General features: G+C 46.8%; 15 protein-coding genes. 9 read left to right on the top strand and 6 right to left on the bottom strand.

Going from position 1 to position 16774, the window contains the following annotated elements; all coding sequences use genetic code 11:
- The first annotated feature begins 60 nt into the window (after positions 1-60).
- Together F8C67_RS06840 and F8C67_RS06835 are read left to right on the top strand one after the other, a co-directional pair.
- On the top strand, positions 61-600 hold the full coding sequence (locus F8C67_RS06840; protein WP_151667085.1) for a hypothetical protein: 540 nt from the start codon (positions 61-63) through the stop codon (positions 598-600).
- Entirely contained in the window at positions 584-2425 is a 1842-nt protein-coding gene (locus tag F8C67_RS06835) for a hypothetical protein (protein WP_151667084.1), read from the top strand. Before F8C67_RS06840 ends, F8C67_RS06835 begins: the two co-directional genes overlap by 17 nt.
- Here F8C67_RS06835 and F8C67_RS06830 read toward each other — a convergent pair.
- Positions 2417-3634: a 3-phosphoshikimate 1-carboxyvinyltransferase gene (locus F8C67_RS06830; RefSeq protein WP_151667083.1), complete on the bottom strand. Its 1218-nt coding sequence runs from the start codon at positions 3632-3634 to the stop codon at positions 2417-2419. The genes F8C67_RS06835 and F8C67_RS06830 overlap by 9 nt on opposite strands.
- Positions 3634-4791 (bottom strand): 3-dehydroquinate synthase, encoded by a 1158-nt coding sequence (gene aroB, locus F8C67_RS06825; protein WP_151667082.1) that lies wholly within the window; start codon positions 4789-4791, stop codon positions 3634-3636. Before aroB ends, F8C67_RS06830 begins: the two co-directional genes overlap by 1 nt.
- 44 nt (positions 4792-4835) lie before the next feature.
- Between aroB and F8C67_RS06820 the strand changes: the two genes are divergently transcribed.
- Entirely contained in the window at positions 4836-6032 is a 1197-nt protein-coding gene (locus F8C67_RS06820) for a proline dehydrogenase family protein (protein WP_151667081.1), read from the top strand.
- Here F8C67_RS06820 and F8C67_RS06815 read toward each other — a convergent pair.
- From F8C67_RS06815 to porX, 4 genes are all read right to left on the bottom strand, one after another.
- Positions 6019-6435, bottom strand: a complete 417-nt coding sequence (locus F8C67_RS06815) for a hypothetical protein (protein ID WP_151667080.1) — start codon at positions 6433-6435, stop codon at positions 6019-6021. The genes F8C67_RS06820 and F8C67_RS06815 overlap by 14 nt on opposite strands.
- 24 nt (positions 6436-6459) lie before the next feature.
- Positions 6460-7665, bottom strand: coding sequence for an alanine dehydrogenase (locus tag F8C67_RS06810; protein ID WP_151667079.1), 1206 nt, complete (start codon positions 7663-7665; stop codon positions 6460-6462).
- A 116-nt stretch (positions 7666-7781) separates the two neighbouring features.
- Positions 7782-8195, bottom strand: coding sequence for a tRNA (adenosine(37)-N6)-threonylcarbamoyltransferase complex ATPase subunit type 1 TsaE (gene tsaE / locus F8C67_RS06805; RefSeq protein WP_151667078.1), 414 nt, complete (start codon positions 8193-8195; stop codon positions 7782-7784).
- 326 nt (positions 8196-8521) lie between these two features.
- Positions 8522-10075 (bottom strand): T9SS response regulator signal transducer PorX, encoded by a 1554-nt coding sequence (porX, locus tag F8C67_RS06800; RefSeq protein WP_151667077.1) that lies wholly within the window; start codon positions 10073-10075, stop codon positions 8522-8524.
- 120 nt (positions 10076-10195) lie between these two features.
- Between porX and F8C67_RS06795 the strand changes: the two genes are divergently transcribed.
- From F8C67_RS06795 to F8C67_RS06770, 6 genes are all read left to right on the top strand, one after another.
- Positions 10196-11452, top strand: a complete 1257-nt coding sequence (locus F8C67_RS06795) for an HD domain-containing protein (RefSeq protein WP_151667076.1) — start codon at positions 10196-10198, stop codon at positions 11450-11452.
- A 76-nt stretch (positions 11453-11528) separates the two neighbouring features.
- Positions 11529-12551: a UDP-3-O-(3-hydroxymyristoyl)glucosamine N-acyltransferase gene (lpxD, locus tag F8C67_RS06790; RefSeq protein ID WP_151667075.1), complete on the top strand. Its 1023-nt coding sequence runs from the start codon at positions 11529-11531 to the stop codon at positions 12549-12551.
- Complete coding sequence (locus tag F8C67_RS06785) at positions 12548-13939, top strand: bifunctional UDP-3-O-[3-hydroxymyristoyl] N-acetylglucosamine deacetylase/3-hydroxyacyl-ACP dehydratase (protein ID WP_151667074.1); 1392 nt, start codon at positions 12548-12550, stop codon at positions 13937-13939. Before lpxD ends, F8C67_RS06785 begins: the two co-directional genes overlap by 4 nt.
- Before the next feature lies 1 nt (position 13940).
- Positions 13941-14735 (top strand): acyl-ACP--UDP-N-acetylglucosamine O-acyltransferase, encoded by a 795-nt coding sequence (gene lpxA, locus F8C67_RS06780; RefSeq protein ID WP_151667073.1) that lies wholly within the window; start codon positions 13941-13943, stop codon positions 14733-14735.
- Positions 14725-15339: an ABC transporter ATP-binding protein gene (locus F8C67_RS06775; RefSeq protein WP_151667072.1), complete on the top strand. Its 615-nt coding sequence runs from the start codon at positions 14725-14727 to the stop codon at positions 15337-15339. Before lpxA ends, F8C67_RS06775 begins: the two co-directional genes overlap by 11 nt.
- Positions 15336-16754, top strand: coding sequence for a hypothetical protein (locus F8C67_RS06770; RefSeq protein WP_151667071.1), 1419 nt, complete (start codon positions 15336-15338; stop codon positions 16752-16754). Before F8C67_RS06775 ends, F8C67_RS06770 begins: the two co-directional genes overlap by 4 nt.
- Positions 16755-16774: the final 20 nt, after the last annotated feature.

Below are 16774 nucleotides of genomic sequence, written 5' to 3'. Positions count from 1 at the left end.
AGTTGGACGGCCACCGTGACCGCGATAGATTTTTCTTCATGGTACACTTCACGAAGCGAGGTGGCACATACCAGAAAGGGTGCGTATTTGCTAGCCAAGGCCGAGTGGAGTGGACAGAGCGAATGGGCTGTTGGATGGATGGGGTTGCAATGTGGCGTTAGTATAAGTGAAGAGCAGAGGCTTCACGCTTTGCTGAGTTCTTTGTACATCCCATTCTCCAAGGCCGTTCAATTTTCGGTTGGACTTGGCCACTCGTTGTACTCATCGCAATGGAGAATGACCACGAGCGTAGCCTCTCCACTCATTTCAAACCCAATAGCCAAGTCACGGGTTGATTTCGAACTTGCCTATCGCATCGCTGATGGATGGTGGATCGGGCATAGTACATTCTTATCATCATTGGCTCACGACTTTAGGCTGCACTTACAATCAGAAGGTGAAAGGCTATCGGTCAGGTTTGACGCTTCATGGCGTGGGCAATTGAAAGCAAATCTGATCTTGAAAACGAGCTCATTCGATTACACTTTCGGAATCGAAATGGGGCTCAATCCAATTGTCCAATCGCATGTAGGCATGAACAACCATGTGGAAATGGATTAGTGTGATACTATGGTCAAATGCCCTGCTTGCCCAAACTGTCAGCTTCGATTGGGAACAAGGCTTAACATCTCAAGAATTGGAGCAGCTCCAAGATGAGTTGAGTGCCTACGAAGCGAATCCACTGGCGTTGAACTCCGCCACTATCCACGAGTTGAGCGCACACCCGCTGATCTCGACTACTGAAGCCATTAGCATTAAACGATACATTGATGAAGCTGGCGCATTGCTCGATTGGGGTGAATTATGCGAGGCGCATGGAATAAATGGACAATGGATTGAAGCACGCAAGCCATACTTGGCGCTTGATGAGAATGAGGGATATTCATTGAAGACAAGGGGTCGAACTAAGGTGAAAGCTTCTGTAGGCATTCAAGTAGACGACCCTACCAAGAAAGGCTACATCGATAATGAATATCAAGGAATACCCGCGCAAGTGCAGGGGAAACTGGAAATCAAAAACCATCCGTATGCCTTTTATTGGCGATGGCAGCAAGATGCAGGAGAACCCATTCACTCTATCCGAAAAGGAATAATAGATCATCATTCCTTCAATCTCCAATGGAATGGTGGTAAGACTTGGTTTGTTTCACTCGGAGATTACAGGCTCGGTCATTCTACCGGTATACTATTCGGTGTGGGGTTTGGCAGCGCCATACCGCAAAAGGTCGGGCAAATTCACACATTCTTTAATCCGAACACGGCCATATCCTCGGCGAGTGAGTTTGGAACGTATCGAGGTGTTCTAGCGAGGTATCAACGCAACAACTGGAAACTTCAGTTGAATCTCGGAAAAGACAATGCAGATGCCCGACTCAGCGATGGATGGGTAGAAAGCTACCCCTCAACCGGTAGCCACCGCACCTCAACAGAGCTTCAAAGAAAGTCGGCAGTTACCAACTGGCATGAAGGGATTTACATAGAAAAGACATGGAAAATGCTACGGCTATTTTGGGCTGGGCACCTCCTTTATTTCGAGAAATCTCGTCTTTCTTTTCGCTTGGCAAGCTCCATGGGTGGTCAATTTATATATGGCACTCATTTTCTCGATGCAGAATTAAGCACAGACCACGATAACCGCTTAGCCTTTGGAATGTCCTACTCAAAATCATTTGGCGACGCGTCGCTTGGAATGAAAATTCGAAGATCGGCGGTTGACTATCAACCCTCTGCACAAAATGCAAACGGACTACTTTTTTCAGGTGGAGGGGAACGATCCGCCATTGTTCTTTTTGAGTACGGCTGGAAAAAGCATTCACTGTGTGGGACGGCTTATGGTGGCTATCAAAGAAAACCGGAATGGGTCACCTCGAAGACCCGCGGCTGGCAGTTGGAGTATGCTTATCACAATCGCGGAGTCGAAGCGGGTTCGAGACTGAGAAGTAGGAACAAAGATGAAAGTCAGTCACTCCACTTGCGGAACTACATCAAGACCACCGCGCTAAACGTAGAAATTGGTGTGCGAAGTGACTTTCATTGGAGTCATCCCAAAAACGGGACGAGTATGATAGCGACATCATGTGAATTCCAAATCCCAGGTGGGAAACTACGAGCCGACATGTTCTATTTCAGCAGCGGAATGGATGAACTTCCCGTATGGCTCATGATGCGAACTACAAGTATGCAAATGAGTGTATTGCGCTTCTCAAAATCAGGCGCTGGAATAAATGTATACGGCGGGGTTCAGCTTTCTTCAACTTTGAAACTTGAAATCCGAGGCATGGTCAATCGCGAATTCAACTCGAAAAGCAGGGGAAGTGGACTAGATGAAACGCCTGGAGGCTTGAAGTGGGCTTTTAACTTCGAGCTACACTATGCACTACGATAATGTTAACCCTACCTTCTTCATCTCCTCCCAGAACTTCGGGAACGACTTCACAACCACCGTTTCATCGTCGATGGTAATGTCGTGAAGTGCTGCGAGTGGAGCTAGTGCCATGGCCATACGGTGGTCTTCGTACGTCTTAAACGTAGCCCCATTGAAATTGAGCGATTCCGTTGGCGACCAATACAAGGCTCCACCTGTGTCAGTAGTTTCACCGCCTAGCATGCGTATGCATTCTACAAGTGCATTGATACGGTCAGTTTCTTTGATGCGAAGTGTATTCAATCCCGTTACCTTTCCTCCTCTTCCCTGTGCGAATGCCGCCATTATTATAGACTGCGCCAAATCAGGGTGATCGAGTAAATCAAGATGCAGATCCTCTTCAGGGATATGTGTTCGGTTCAACAACCAGTTACCATCTACCCATTCGCCTTCAACACCAAGCTCTTCGGCCCATTCAATCAGCATCGCATCACCTTGAATGGATTCGTTCGAAAGGCCTTTCACAGTGATAGATTGCCCGCTCACAGCCGTCCATGCAACAAAAGCTGCAGCTGCGCTCCAGTCACCTTCCGACGGCATTTCAACAACACCGCTAGGCTTGCCGTGTACATGAATCCTGTTGTCATCTTCCTCTACCGTAATTCCCGCTTGTTGAAGAACGGCAGTGGTCATATCAATGTAGGGCTGCGAAACGGTTTTACTGGTTCGGTTTATCAGTAGTCCATCTTGGGTTGCGGGAGCAACAAGCATAAGGGCCGAAATAAACTGGCTGCTCATGTCGGCTGGAATATACACTTCGCCACCGCGGAGATGTCGACCGTAAATCCGGAGCGGTGGAAAACCCTCTTTCCCTTCGTACCGAATCTCTGCACCAAGGCTTCGAAGAGCCTTAACCAAAGGTTGAATGGGCCGTTCATGCATTCGGTCGGTTCCATACAGGTAGGTCACCGCCCCAGGCTTGGCGCTAAAAAAAGCCGTGGCAAAACGCATGGCAGTTCCAGCAGCTCCGAGGTCAATATCGGTGCTTTCAGATTCAAGTGCTTCTCTGAGAATGCGCGTGTCTGCGGCTTCGGAAAGCTGCTTCTTTACAATATGCTTTGGGAAAATCGCCTCAAGAATGAGCCATCTATTGGCTACACTTTTTGACAATGGCACCTCCAACTCTGGGATAGCGCCTCCCTCTGGTTGGATGTACGTGAGTGATTTCATTAGTTCCGTGTCTTGCGAATGCGAAGGATTTCGAGCATTTGCTCTTCACTAAGTTCGCGGTCTCGCACCGGCTTTCCAATTTTTTCAAGCAAAACAAACCGCACCGAGCCGCCGCTGTTCTTCTTATCGAACTTCAGCCATTCTAATACCGCTTCATACTTCGACTCATCAATAGAGATCGCTGGGTACGTCTCGTCAATTAAAGCTTGAATCTCGTTTGCCGTTTCTCTACTCAAGCCACACGTCATGACCGAAGCTTCAACTTCCATCCACATGCCGTGGGCAATTGCTTCACCGTGAAGCAGTGGATTCTCTGGATTTGAGTCGAGGAAAAAACTCTCAAGCGCATGTCCGAAAGTATGCCCAAAGTTGAGGTGCTTCCTTGCACCTGCCTCCTTTGGATCGTCTTCGACAACATCGAGCTTTACTTTCATAGAATCGCGTACGACATCGGGTTGCTCCCAAAGCGTGAGTGGATTCGACTTTGAAATACGTTTCCACTCATCTTCTGAGGAGATGAGGGCATGTTTAATCATCTCGGCGAAACCGGAGAGGGTGTCGCGCTCAGGGAGGGTTTCTAGAAAATCAGGAATAAGGAAAACCCCTTTCGTGGAAGCAAAGGTTCCGACGAGGTTCTTCGCGCCTTCTACATCTATTCCCGTTTTACCACCCAGTGATGCGTCCACCATCCCGAGAAGCGATGTTGGAACGTGGGCAAACTCTATCCCGCGCTTATAGGTTGAGGCAACAAATCCACCAAGGTCGGTAATCATTCCACCTCCAACATTTACGAGTAATGCGTGCCTATCTGCCCCCAACTCCGATAGGGAGGTCCATAAATTGTACACAACCTCAATCGACTTAGATTCCTCCCCAGCGGGTACTTCTAAGATCTCATACTTACCTAAAGAGGGCAGTTCGGGAATCAATCTTACCAGACATTTCTCGTGTGTATTCTCATCAACTAAGAAGAAAACGAGGCTTTCGGATTCGGAGTACAAACCCAGAAGGGAATCCAACTCACTCAATGCCTGCTCGTTAGCATACACATTTCCAAATTTGGTTTCTCTAAAATTCATACCCATTTTTGAATCCATGAACAAGGTGAAAAATGTACCGTTGACTGTAACAAAGGTCATACATTTTTGATAGTTCATGAATTATATTTGCGCGCTTGCTCAATGTTATACCCGAGTTGTGAATGCTGATTAACTTTTCTGATACGGCCACTGCGTTTCGCAATAAGTCGAAATTCGAGTTGAGAAAGAGCTATTTACTCTTTAGCTCCCTGGCATTCCCATGGATTGTAAAATCTGGCAAGTACCTTTCTGAGTTTGCCTTCAAAACCCACCTCCCAGTTAAAGGTCTGATAAAGGCTACCGTGTTCAATCAGTTCTGCGGTGGAGAAGACATTCGCGACTGTTCCAACTCAATTGACGAGCTCATTGAAATGGGAGTGGGTAGTATTTTGGACTATTCCGTTGAGGGAAAAGAAACGGAGAAGGATTTCGATCGTACGAAGAATACGGTGATCGAGACCATCAAATACGCGAGTGAAAAGACAGGTGTTCCCCTTGCCGTATTCAAGCCAACGGGAATGGGCAGATTTGCTCTCCTTGAAAAAGTGAGCGCCGGACACGCGTTATCAGCAAATGAGCAGTTGGAATGGGACAGAGTTGTTGGGCGCTTCCATGACATCGCCCAAGCTGCGAAAGACTACAACATCCCAGTGATGGTTGACGCTGAAGAATCTTGGATTCAACAGGCGGTAGATGACGTAGTCACTGCATTGATGATGGAGTTCAACACAGAGCGTGTACTCATTCTTAACACCATTCAGTTTTACCGCCACGACCGACTTGAGTTTCTTCAAAAATCGCTCGAACATGCGGTTGAGAACAACTACTTCCTTGGTGTCAAAATCGTACGCGGCGCATACATGGAAAAGGAGCGCAATCGCGCCGAAGAGATGGGTTACCTCGACCCGATTCAGCCTGACAAAGCAGCGAGCGATAGAGACTACGACGCGGGCATCCGATTGCTTATCGACAATATTGACCGCATCAACTTTGTATGTGGAACACACAACGAGGCATCAAGTCAGCTCTTGGTAAGCTTAATGGCGGAGAGAGGAATCGACCCTGGCGACCGAAGAATTTGGTTTGCTCAACTCTATGGAATGAGCGACCACATCAGTTTCAACCTTGCAGCTAGCGGCTTCAACGTTGTTAAATACCTCCCTTTTGGCCCAGTACGCGATGTGATGCCTTATCTCATCAGAAGAGCAGAAGAAAACACCTCTGTTCGCGGTCAGACCGGCCGAGAGTTAGGTTTGATAAAAGCTGAGCTTCGACGGAGAAAACAGGAAAAGCACCAACCGGCGACTATTCCTCAGTAGGACAATCGCAATCGAAAGAAGCAGGAAGTTCGACCCTGTGGAACGTAGCCGTAGAATCCTTGCAATTCTTGACGTATAACGTGTAGGCAAGACCATCCTGTGAGTAAATCAGTTTGTAGTCGTTGCAATCGCTTTCCGTCCCACGCTCATTATACGAGAAATCTACTTTAGAAGCGTGTAGAACGTTGAAGTAGAAGTTTGTATCGACATCCGCACCGATGCATTCGTTGATGCACTTCACTTCTTCCGAAAAGAGTAATTCTTTCTTTTGAAGATCGCCTAATACACGGTCGTTTGGAAAATAGGTACAAGCGATTTCTCTATCGCCGAACATAAACAGAACGAGAATAGTACCGAGAAGGACTCCACCTAGGTACCAGCCAAAACGTTTGAGTAATTTCATGGGGCAAAGATAGCTGTGGAATGCTTAACCGAAGAGCAAATCGCTATCTGAAAATGGCAAATCAAACCACTCGCCAATTGCTTTGTTTGTCAGCACACCATTGTACAAGTACATTCCAGCTCGCACATCCTTGCGATATCTCAGTACGTCTTCAATTCCACCCTCTTCTCCAAAGGTGATGAGAATTTGAGAGAAGATGTTGCTCAGCGAGAATGATGCGGTTCTAGAAACACGTGAGGCGATATTCGGAACACCGTAGTGAATTACATCATGCTTTACGACAATGGGCTTCTCGTGTGAAGTCAGCTCGCTGGATTCAAAGCAACCGCCTTGATCAATGCTGACATCCACAATGACTGAACGTGGCTTCATTTTCGACACCATATCTTCCGTAACCACACACGGTGTACGTCCGCCTTCCGAGCGCATTGCACCAATGGCAACGTCGCAACGTCTAAGTGCCTTCTCCAAAATTTTAGGCTGAATTACGCAGGTATACACGGGTACCTGAATGCTGTCTTGAAGTCTCTTCAATCTTGAAAGAGAACGGTCGAACACCTTCACGTTCGCTCCCATTCCGGTAGCCGTTCTCGCGGCAAAAGTACCCACGGTACCAGCTCCAATAATCACAACTTCGGTAGGAGGTACGCCTGTAACACCTCCCATGATGTATCCCTTGCCATCATTTACATTGCTCAAATACTCTGCTGCGATAAGGATGCTGGCATTCCCGGCAATTTCGCTCATGCAGCGTACGATAGGTATTTGACCTTCGCTGTCACGGATATTCTCGTAAGAAATCGCGGTAACACGCTTCGACATCAGTTTTTGGAAAAACTCCTTGGTACACGTCTTCAGTTGAAGTGCTGAGATGAGTGTTTGCTTTTGCTTCATTAAGTCGAGCTCATCCATGGAAGGCGGTTCGACTTTCAGAACAACGTTGCATTCGAAGACTTCTTTGGCTGAATAGGCGATGGATGCGCCAGCTTCCGAATAATCATTGTCGGTATAATGCGCTCCCTCCCCCGCTTTGGTTTCCACCAAAACTTCATGTCCGTTAGAGACGAGGAGATGCACCCCTTCTGGTGTCAGGGCCACGCGATTTTCTTGCATGCAGGTTTCTCGGGGAACTCCGATTTGAAGTTTCCCTTTCTTTCTGCCAACGGCTAATCTTTCTTCTTGTGGGACGAGTTGAGCGCTAGAGAACGAGAAGTAGTTTGGTTCCGTCATGGTGAAATCGCGAAAATCCGTTTTAGACTGTCCAGCGCTTCGCTAAGCGAACTTGAACGAAACGCGAAAGAAGCTTCGTGAGAAGCAAATGCTTGAGTAGTTTCATAAGGTCGTAGTCATGGTAGCCTCAGTTGGATCGTCCGAATCCCGTCGGAAACACTAATGCGTACCAATGTAAATGTCTTCGGTAGCAAGGTAGGGATTTTTTCTGGCCACTCCACTAGGCATCGATTTCCGCTCCAGAAGTAGTCTTCATACCCCATATCCATCGCCTCTTCTTCGTCCTCAAGCCTGTAAAAATCAAAGTGAAAGATGGTCTCGCCGTTCAATGTTTCATACTCATTGACCAAGGAGAAGGTCGGCGACTGAACGGGTGTAACGACTCCCCAAGCTTCGCAAAGCGCGGAAATGGTAGTTGTCTTCCCTGCCCCCATGTCGCCTTGGAAAAGCACAACTCCTTTTGGAATTAGCTCTGCCAGCACGGGCGCAAGTTGCTTTAGGTCTTCTAGTGATTTTGCCTCGAATTGCATTGGGCAAAGGTAGAGTAAAAAGGGGTCTTTGGAGTGGTGGAGCTAGGCAACGAATGGTGCTGTGGGTGGGGCGGCTTGCCCGGGGCCGCTTCCCGCGACCCCACTCGCAATTTCGAAATTATGAATCGAAATAGTCGGAGGTTAAACGTTTAAAAACGGATAAAAAAATTGCGGGTCGATTGTGGATTGAGATTCCGGGATTTGCTTTTCTGCTGCGTAACTTGATCTCCGGGGAGGAGGTGGCGGCCCCTAGCGCTCACCAACCATTCCACTCATACCCAAAGATCGCCCTATAATATCCATTCGGGCCTATCTCAAACTGACTTTTACTTCCCCTTCAACCACACATACGGAATAATCATCTCCTCCAAAGACAAACCTCCATGCTGGTAGGTGTTCTTGAAGTACTTTACGTAGTGGTTGTAATTATTCGGGTATGCAAAGAACTTATCCGACTTCGCGAAAACATACTCGTCGCTGATATTCCGCTTAGGCAAACCGAATTTTTCCGGATCCTTCATCGCAAAAACATCGCGCTTGTCGTAGCTCATATTCTTCCCCGCTTTATATCGAAGGTTCGTACTCAAATCACGCTGCCCCACCAACTTAGATGGCTCCGTAACATTGATCGTGCCGTGATCCGTAGTAATCATAACACGGTCATCGGTTTCTGAAACCTGGCGAAGTAAATCGAATAGCGGTGAATTCTTAAACCATGATTCCGTAATACTGCGGTAGCCCTTATCATCGTCCGCCAACTCCTTAATCACTTCCATTTCGGTCTTGGAGTGAGATAGGATATCGACGAAGTTGTAAACCACAACATTCAAATCGAAGTTGCGTGTATTGCCGAAACTGTCCGCCAATTTTTTACCGCTTTGATGATTGGCCACCTTGGTGTAATGAACGCGCTTGTCCTTCAATCCTAACAACTCCATTTGAGCTTTCAAGAAGAAATCTTCGTTGAGATTCTTGCCCTCATCATCTACATCATCCACCCATTTATCAGGGAAGCGTTTAGAAATAGCATCTGGCATCATTCCAGCGAACAGGGCATTTCGCGCAAACTGCGTGGCTGTCGGCAAGATTGAGAAAAACGCCTCTTCAGATTCAATTCTGAAGTAGTCTTCTAGCATAGGTTGAATCACCTTCCACTGATCATAGCGAAGGTTATCAATCACCACCATCATCACCTTACTCCCACTTCTGAGAGCTGGAGCGATTTCCTGCTTTACAAGTCGGTGAGATAGGAGTGGCGCGCCTTCAGCATCTTCAATCCAATCGCCATATTCACCTTCAATAAATCGAGCAAAAAGATTATTGGCTTCTTCTTTCTGAGAGATGAGAATCTGTTGCAATCCTTCGTCTTCAAGCTTCTCCAACTGAAGCTCCCAGTAAACCAGTTTCTTGTAGAGGTCTACCCAATCTTGCCAAGTTCTAACCTCAGCAAGTTCCATCGCAATCTTTCTAAATTCTTGCTGGTAGCTAGATGTGGTCTTCTCACTTACAAGTCGGCGTGACTGCAAATTTCTCTTGAGCGAAAGCAAAATCTGATTGGGGTTCACAGGTTTGATGAGGTAGTCAGAAATCTTCTGACCGATCGCATCCTCCATGATGTGCTCCTCCTCGCTCTTAGTAATCATTACAATGGGCATGGACTCACGAATCTCCTTGAGTCGCTGCAGGGTTTCAAGCCCACTGAGGCCCGGCATATTCTCATCGAGGAAGACAATGTCGTATGAAGTCTCCTCTACTTTATCAAGGGCTTCATCACCATTATTTGAAGTATCGACGTCATATCCCTTTTGCTCAAGGAACATGATGTGCGGCTTCAACATATCAATTTCATCGTCTACCCAGAGTATGCGGGTCTTATCCATAAGATCTGATTATTTATTGCAAGGTAGCACCTCCAACGCAAGTTGTTGTTTGAATATTTGATGAAGTTAGGCGGAAAATCCGATCTTGTTTGAAATCTTTGCAGTACCAACGGATTGCGTATGGCCTTTGAGGCGAATTTCACAAACAAGTTCAAGATCTTAAATGATCCGATCTACGGATTTATCTCACTTCCTAGCGAGCTCATTTTCGATCTAATTGAACACCCCTACTTCCAACGACTGAGGAGAATCACCCAGCTGGGACTTACCTACTTGGTCTACCCTGGAGCGTATCACACTCGATTTCATCACGCCATAGGCGCCATGCACTTAATGCAGCGAGCCGTTGGTGTCTTGCGATCGAAAGGACACGAAATCACCGATGAAGAGGAAGAGGCCGTCTATATCGCCATCCTACTGCACGATATTGGTCATGGCCCTTTTTCACATGCACTCGAGCACACGCTGGTTCGTAATGTGGATCACGAACAGCTCTCAACGCTCTTCATGGAAAGGTTAAATCAAAAGTTCGAAGGTCGATTGACTACAGCGATTGAGATTTTCAACAATAAGTATCCAAAGAGGTATTTGAATGAGTTGATTTCTTCGCAGCTCGACATGGATCGCCTGGATTATCTGAGAAGAGATTCATTCTACACCGGAGTAACTGAAGGTGCTATCAATTCAGAACGATTGCTCACCATGCTAAACATCGCCAACGATAGATTGGTGGTAGATGCGAAAGGAATCTATTCTGTTGAAAAATTCATCGTCGCCAGAAGCCTGATGTACTGGCAAGTATACCTTCACAAGACCGTCCTAAGTGCTGAATTCATGCTCGTAAACGTTCTTCAGCGAGCGAAAGAGTTGGCTGCTAATGGCGTAGAAATACACGGGACTAGCGCGTTGAGAACCTTTCTTTACGAAGATCCTACGTATGAAGACTTCATGAAGAGCGATACGCTTTTGGACACTTTTGCGCATCTCGACGATTCCGATATGATGGCGGCCATAAAGGAATGGTGCAACCACGACGATCGAGTTTTGAGTGATTTGAGTAGACGAATTGTCGATAGACGATTGTTCAGAATTGAAATACAAGCCAAGCCGTTTGAAGAAGAGTATGTAGATGATATTCGCCAAAAGATTCAAGCCACATTTGGATTCTCCGTTGAGGAGGCGTCGTACTACATGATTGAAAGGGCGACGAGCAATGACATCTACAAGGCTGGCGACAATCAGATCAGGTTGAGGTATAAGGATGGGACGGTTACGGACGTTGCTGAAGCGGCTGACCAACTCAACCTCAAAGCCTTGCAGTCCGCCGTAACTCGCCACTTTATTTGCTACCCAAAAGAAGTTTGGAAGCCCGCATAATTCGAGGCATTCGGTAAGAAACGAGCCACATCTCACGGTACGCTAAACAAGCGCTATTTTTCATACTTTTGGCGGGATGGAATTTAGTGCTGAACAACTAGCGGAAGTCCTCGGCGGTAAAGTCGACGGAAACGCAGAACAAACAGTAAGTCGACTATCGAAGATCGAAGAGGGCGGAGAAGGCTCTCTTTCGTTTTTAGCAAACCCGGCTTACGAGAAGTATATTTATGAAACAACCGCAAGCGTGGTTATCGTTTCAGAAGACTTCGCTCCTACCGCTGAAATCAGTGCTACACTCGTTCGAGTTCCCGATGCATACGGTGCATTTGCCAAACTTTTGGAGATGTACAATCAGATGAAGGGCAACAAAAGCGGACGTGAAGAACCGTCGTACATTCACGATTCTGTATCCATGCCCGAAGAGTACTATTTAGGTGCCTTCGGATACATTGGGGCCAACTCAAAAATTGGCAACGGAACGAAAATTCATCCTCACTGCCACATTGCCGACAACGTTCAAATCGGTGAGAATTGTGAAATTTTCGCCGGAGTGAAAATTTATGGAGATTGCGTTATCGGAAACAACGTCACCATTCATGCCGGAACAATCATCGGCGCCGATGGATTCGGGTTCGCTCCGAATAGTGAGAACAGCTACGACAAAGTCGCTCAAATTGGAAATGTGATTATAGAAGATCATGTTGAAATTGGAGCAAACTCAACAATAGATAGAGCTACATTAGGCTCGACAATCATTCGCAAAGGAGTGAAGCTCAACAACCTCATTCAGATAGCTCATAACGTTGAAATTGGTGAAAATACTGTCATTGCCGCTCAATCTGGCGTTGCAGGCTCAACCAAAATCGGCAAGAATTGCATGATAGGCGGTCAAGTAGGTATCGTCGGTCACCTTACCATCGGCAATGGCGTGAAAATCGCCGCACAGTCGGGAATCCCTAAAAATCTTCCAGACAATGCCGTAGTTCAAGGCTCTCCTGCTTTCGAGTATGTCGACTACAACAAATCCTACGCGGTGTACCGCAAACTACCACAACTAGCCAAGGATATCCATCAGCTTAAGAAAAACTTGGAGTCATGACTCATCAACAGACCCTTAAAGCTCCCGTAACCATCAAAGGTGTAGGTCTACACACTGGTGTAGAAGTAGAATTGGTTCTTCAACCAGCACCTGTCGATCACGGATTCAAATTTCAAAGGGTTGACCTCGAGGGACAACCTATTATCGATGCACTCGCCTCTAACGTGGTTAGCACCGATAGAGGAACAACTCTCGTTAAAGGGGATGCCAAGGTGTTCACCACAGAGCACGTCCTGGCAGCACTCGTAGGTTCCAAAATCGACAACTGCCTCCTTCAACTCAATGCTCCAGAAACGCCAATTCTAGACGGCTCTTCAAAGCCGTTCATGGAAGCAATTGCAACGGTTGGAGCTGAAGAACAAGACGCACAGAAGCGCGAGTTCATCATCGATGAAGTTATTCGTTATTACGACGAAGAAGAAGACATCGAAATCCTCGCACTTCCTTCCGAAGAGTACCAAGTAACCGCAATGGTCGACTATCAAACCAAGGTTCTCGGAAGCCAGAATGCACATATCGACCACATCGACGAATTCGCTAAGGAAATTGCTCCTGCACGTACATTCTCGTTCTTGCATGAACTCGAATTCCTCCTCGATAACGGCCTAATTAAAGGTGGCGACCTCAACAATGCCATTGTTTATGTGGATAAAGAGGTGAATGACGACACCATGGCTAAGCTTCGAGAGGCCTTCAAGAAGGATCAAGTCAAAGTGAAGCCAAACGGTATTCTAGACAACCTCGACTTGCACTTTCCGAATGAAGCGGCTCGTCACAAACTTCTCGACGTAATCGGCGATCTCGCCCTTGCGGGAAGAAGTATCCGCGGTAGAATTATCGCTACAAAGCCTGGACATAAAGCAAACACCGAGTTTGCCAAAATGCTCCAGCAGATTATTAAGAAAAACGACGCAAAGCCTAAAGCGCCTAAGGTCGATTTGAATACACCTCCTGTTTTTGAGGTGACTGATATTATGAAGCGCTTGCCGCACCGACCTCCTTTCTTGTTGGTGGATAGAATCCTTGAGATTTCTGACTCCCATGTAGTAGGTATGAAGGCGGTAACCATGAACGAACCATTCTTCGTGGGTCACTTCCCCGGAGCACCGGTTATGCCGGGTGTACTTCAAGTAGAAGCCATGGCTCAAGTAGGTGGAATCTTGGCGCTAAACAGTGTTCCGGACCCAGAGAATTACCTCACTTTCTTCCTCAAGATTGATGGAGTGAAATTCAAACAAAAGGTTCTTCCTGGAGACACACTCACTTTCCGTCTTGAGCTCACACAACCAATCCGCAGAGGTATCGTACAGATGCATGGTCAGATGTTTGTAGGAGACAAGCTCGTTACTGAAGCCGACTTGATGGCTCAGATCACCAAAGAGAAGTAAGATGAATCAGCCTTTAGCATACGTACATCCTTCAGCAAAGATTGCCGACACCGTGGTAATCGAGCCGTTCACCACCATTCACAAGAATGTAGAAATTGGCGAAGGAACCTGGATCGGAAGTAACGTCACCATCATGGAAGGAGCGCGCATCGGAAAGAATTGCCGCATTTTCCCAGGAGCCGTTATTTCAGCAATTCCACAAGATTTGAAGTTTGAAGGTGAAGACACAACAGCCGAAGTTGGTGACGGAACCATCATCCGCGAATGTGTAACCATCAACCGTGGAACCAAAGCTGCCGGCAAAACTGTTGTTGGAAAACATTGTCTACTTCAAGCATACAGCCACATTGCACACGATTGTATCGTTGGAGATCACGCCATCATCGTAAATGGATGTGCCATGGCCGGTCACGTTGAAGTTGGTGAGTATGCCATCATCGGTGGACTTTCCGCCGTTCAACAGTTCACTAAAATCGGAGCTCACGCTTTCGTTGGCGGTGGATCACTTGTTCGTAAAGACGTTCCGCCTTTTGTAAAGGCAGCTAAGGAGCCAATTTCATACGCGGGCATTAACAGTATCGGACTTCGTCGTCGTGGTTTCGACAACGACAAGATCAACGAGATTCAGAACATCTACAGAATCCTCTTCCAGAAGAATTACAACGTAAGTCAGGCTACCGAAATCATCGAAGCCGACTTTGAAGCGACGAAGGAAAGAGACGAAATCTTGACTTTCATTCGCAATTCTCAGCAAGGTATCATGAAGGGATTCAGCCTCACAAAGAATGCAGGTTGAGTTAAAGGACATCGGAAAGAAATTTGAGCGGCACTTTGTATTCCGCAATGTTTCAGATTCCTTTAAAACAGGAGATAAAACTGCTATTCTGGGCGGAAATGGCTCTGGTAAAAGCACACTCCTCAAAATCATTTCAGGAAGCCTCACTTCTACCGAAGGCAAGATTGAAATCACACAGAACAACCAGAACCTGCCCGTAGAAAACTACATGAGACAGGTTGCGTTTGCAGGTCCCTACACCGAGATTATCGAAGAGTACAACCTCGAGGAAATCGTCGCTTTTCAATCGCAGTTCCGAAAGTGGAGAAATGGCTTGTCTGACGCGGATGTGATCGAACTGACTCGCCTTCAAAAGGTAGCCAAGCGTCCAATTGCAAATTTTTCATCTGGCATGCGTCAGCGCGTTCGACTCGCGTTGGCAATCTTGTCCGACACTCCCGTTTTACTCTTGGACGAACCGACCTCCAATTTGGACGCCAAGGGTATGGTATGGTTTCAGAACTTACTTGCCGACCATGTAGATGACAGAATTCTATTTGTAGGGTCGAATCATCAGGAAATCGAAACTGCCCTTTGTACGAGGGAAATCAACTTGAGAAAATGAAATTTAGCAGAGAACGGAGTTTGGATTTTGTCTTCTGGACACTCTCCACTCTATTAATCTTTGCTGCAACGGCCACCCATCAACCGTGGAGAGATGAGGCTCAGGCCGTCATGCTCGCTCAAGATGCCACCGGGTTTTGGGACCTTATTCAACGTATACGCTGGGAAGGTCACCCCATGTTGTGGTTCCTGCTTATCAAGGTCGTTGGCCCTACACTCACTCCCCTACTTCATTCTACTTTTGCTGTTGGAACCAATGCGCTGATAATATTCAAAAGTGGGTGGCCTAGATGGTTGAAATGGGCACTTCCCTTCACCTATTATTTTGCCTTTGAATATGCCGTGATCTACAGAGATTACGCAGTGGGGATATTTCTGCTCTTCGCGGCTGTGACTGTTTGGAAGACTAGACCAAATCTAGCCTTCATCCTTCTGCTGCTCGCTACACAAGCCAACTTCTTTGCGCTTATTCTAGCTAGCACATTGGGTGTTTTGATGTTGATTGAAGACCCAAGGTCCAAGAGTTGGTTTTGGAGAATTCCGGTTGCCCTTGCATTGCTTGTCTTCACCATCTATCAACTTACCCCTCCCGAATCCGGTGGGTTTGCAAGTGGTTGGGGGTTTAGCTCAGACTTGTTTCAAACTGCAACGGGAAGCGTTGGAATGGGGATTCCCATACCTATGTTTGGAGGTCAATTCGACTATGGAAGTCATTATGGATTGATTTATTCCCTCATCCTACTTGGAATACTTTCACTTACGTTTCCTTCAACCAAACACCGGTGGCTGTTTATCGGGTCAGCCGCTGTGATTATTCTCTTCTGTTCTATAAAACTTCACGCGTACATCCGGCATACTGGACATGTTTGGGTACTCTTTTTACTTCTTCACTTTATTTTAAGTCGACAGGGACAAAAGATTATACGATTTAAGCTATTGTCGCTCGTCCTCCTTGGGCAACTCGTGGCTGGTTCTTTGTATCTCAATCAAGAGTTCAACAATAACGAGTACTCAAGCGCGGCGGATGTAGCAGAGTATCTAACCGAAGCTCAAATCCCCAATGAAAAGACGGCCGTTTTCCCAGACAACCTGACTCCTGCCATAAGCTTAGAATCGGGCCACGCTTACTATCAACCTACGCGAGATACGGTTATGACCCATATCATATGGGATGCAAAAAGCCAAGAAGATGTGTGGCCAAAGCAACTCAAATCAAGGTTGATCTCCCATTTCGGATATGGTGAAGTGTACTTGATCAGCGGTATTAACATGCATCGAGACTACCCAAGGGCTCAAAATGATTGGAAGCTCATTCTCGATCCTGACTCGCTAAACTACTTCGGGCCGTCCATTTCTGGTGAGTCCTTTTATCTTTACAAAATTGAGCTCTCTGAAGAGCGTGAAACCCTAGAGTAAAACCCCTATTTTTGCTCTTC

The organism is Phaeocystidibacter luteus (assembly GCF_008933115.1).
GTDB classification, from domain to species: domain Bacteria; phylum Bacteroidota; class Bacteroidia; order Flavobacteriales; family Schleiferiaceae; genus Phaeocystidibacter; species Phaeocystidibacter luteus.
The sequence above is the reverse complement of the archived record's forward strand: the minus strand, read 5'-3'. Positions and strand labels throughout refer to the sequence as shown.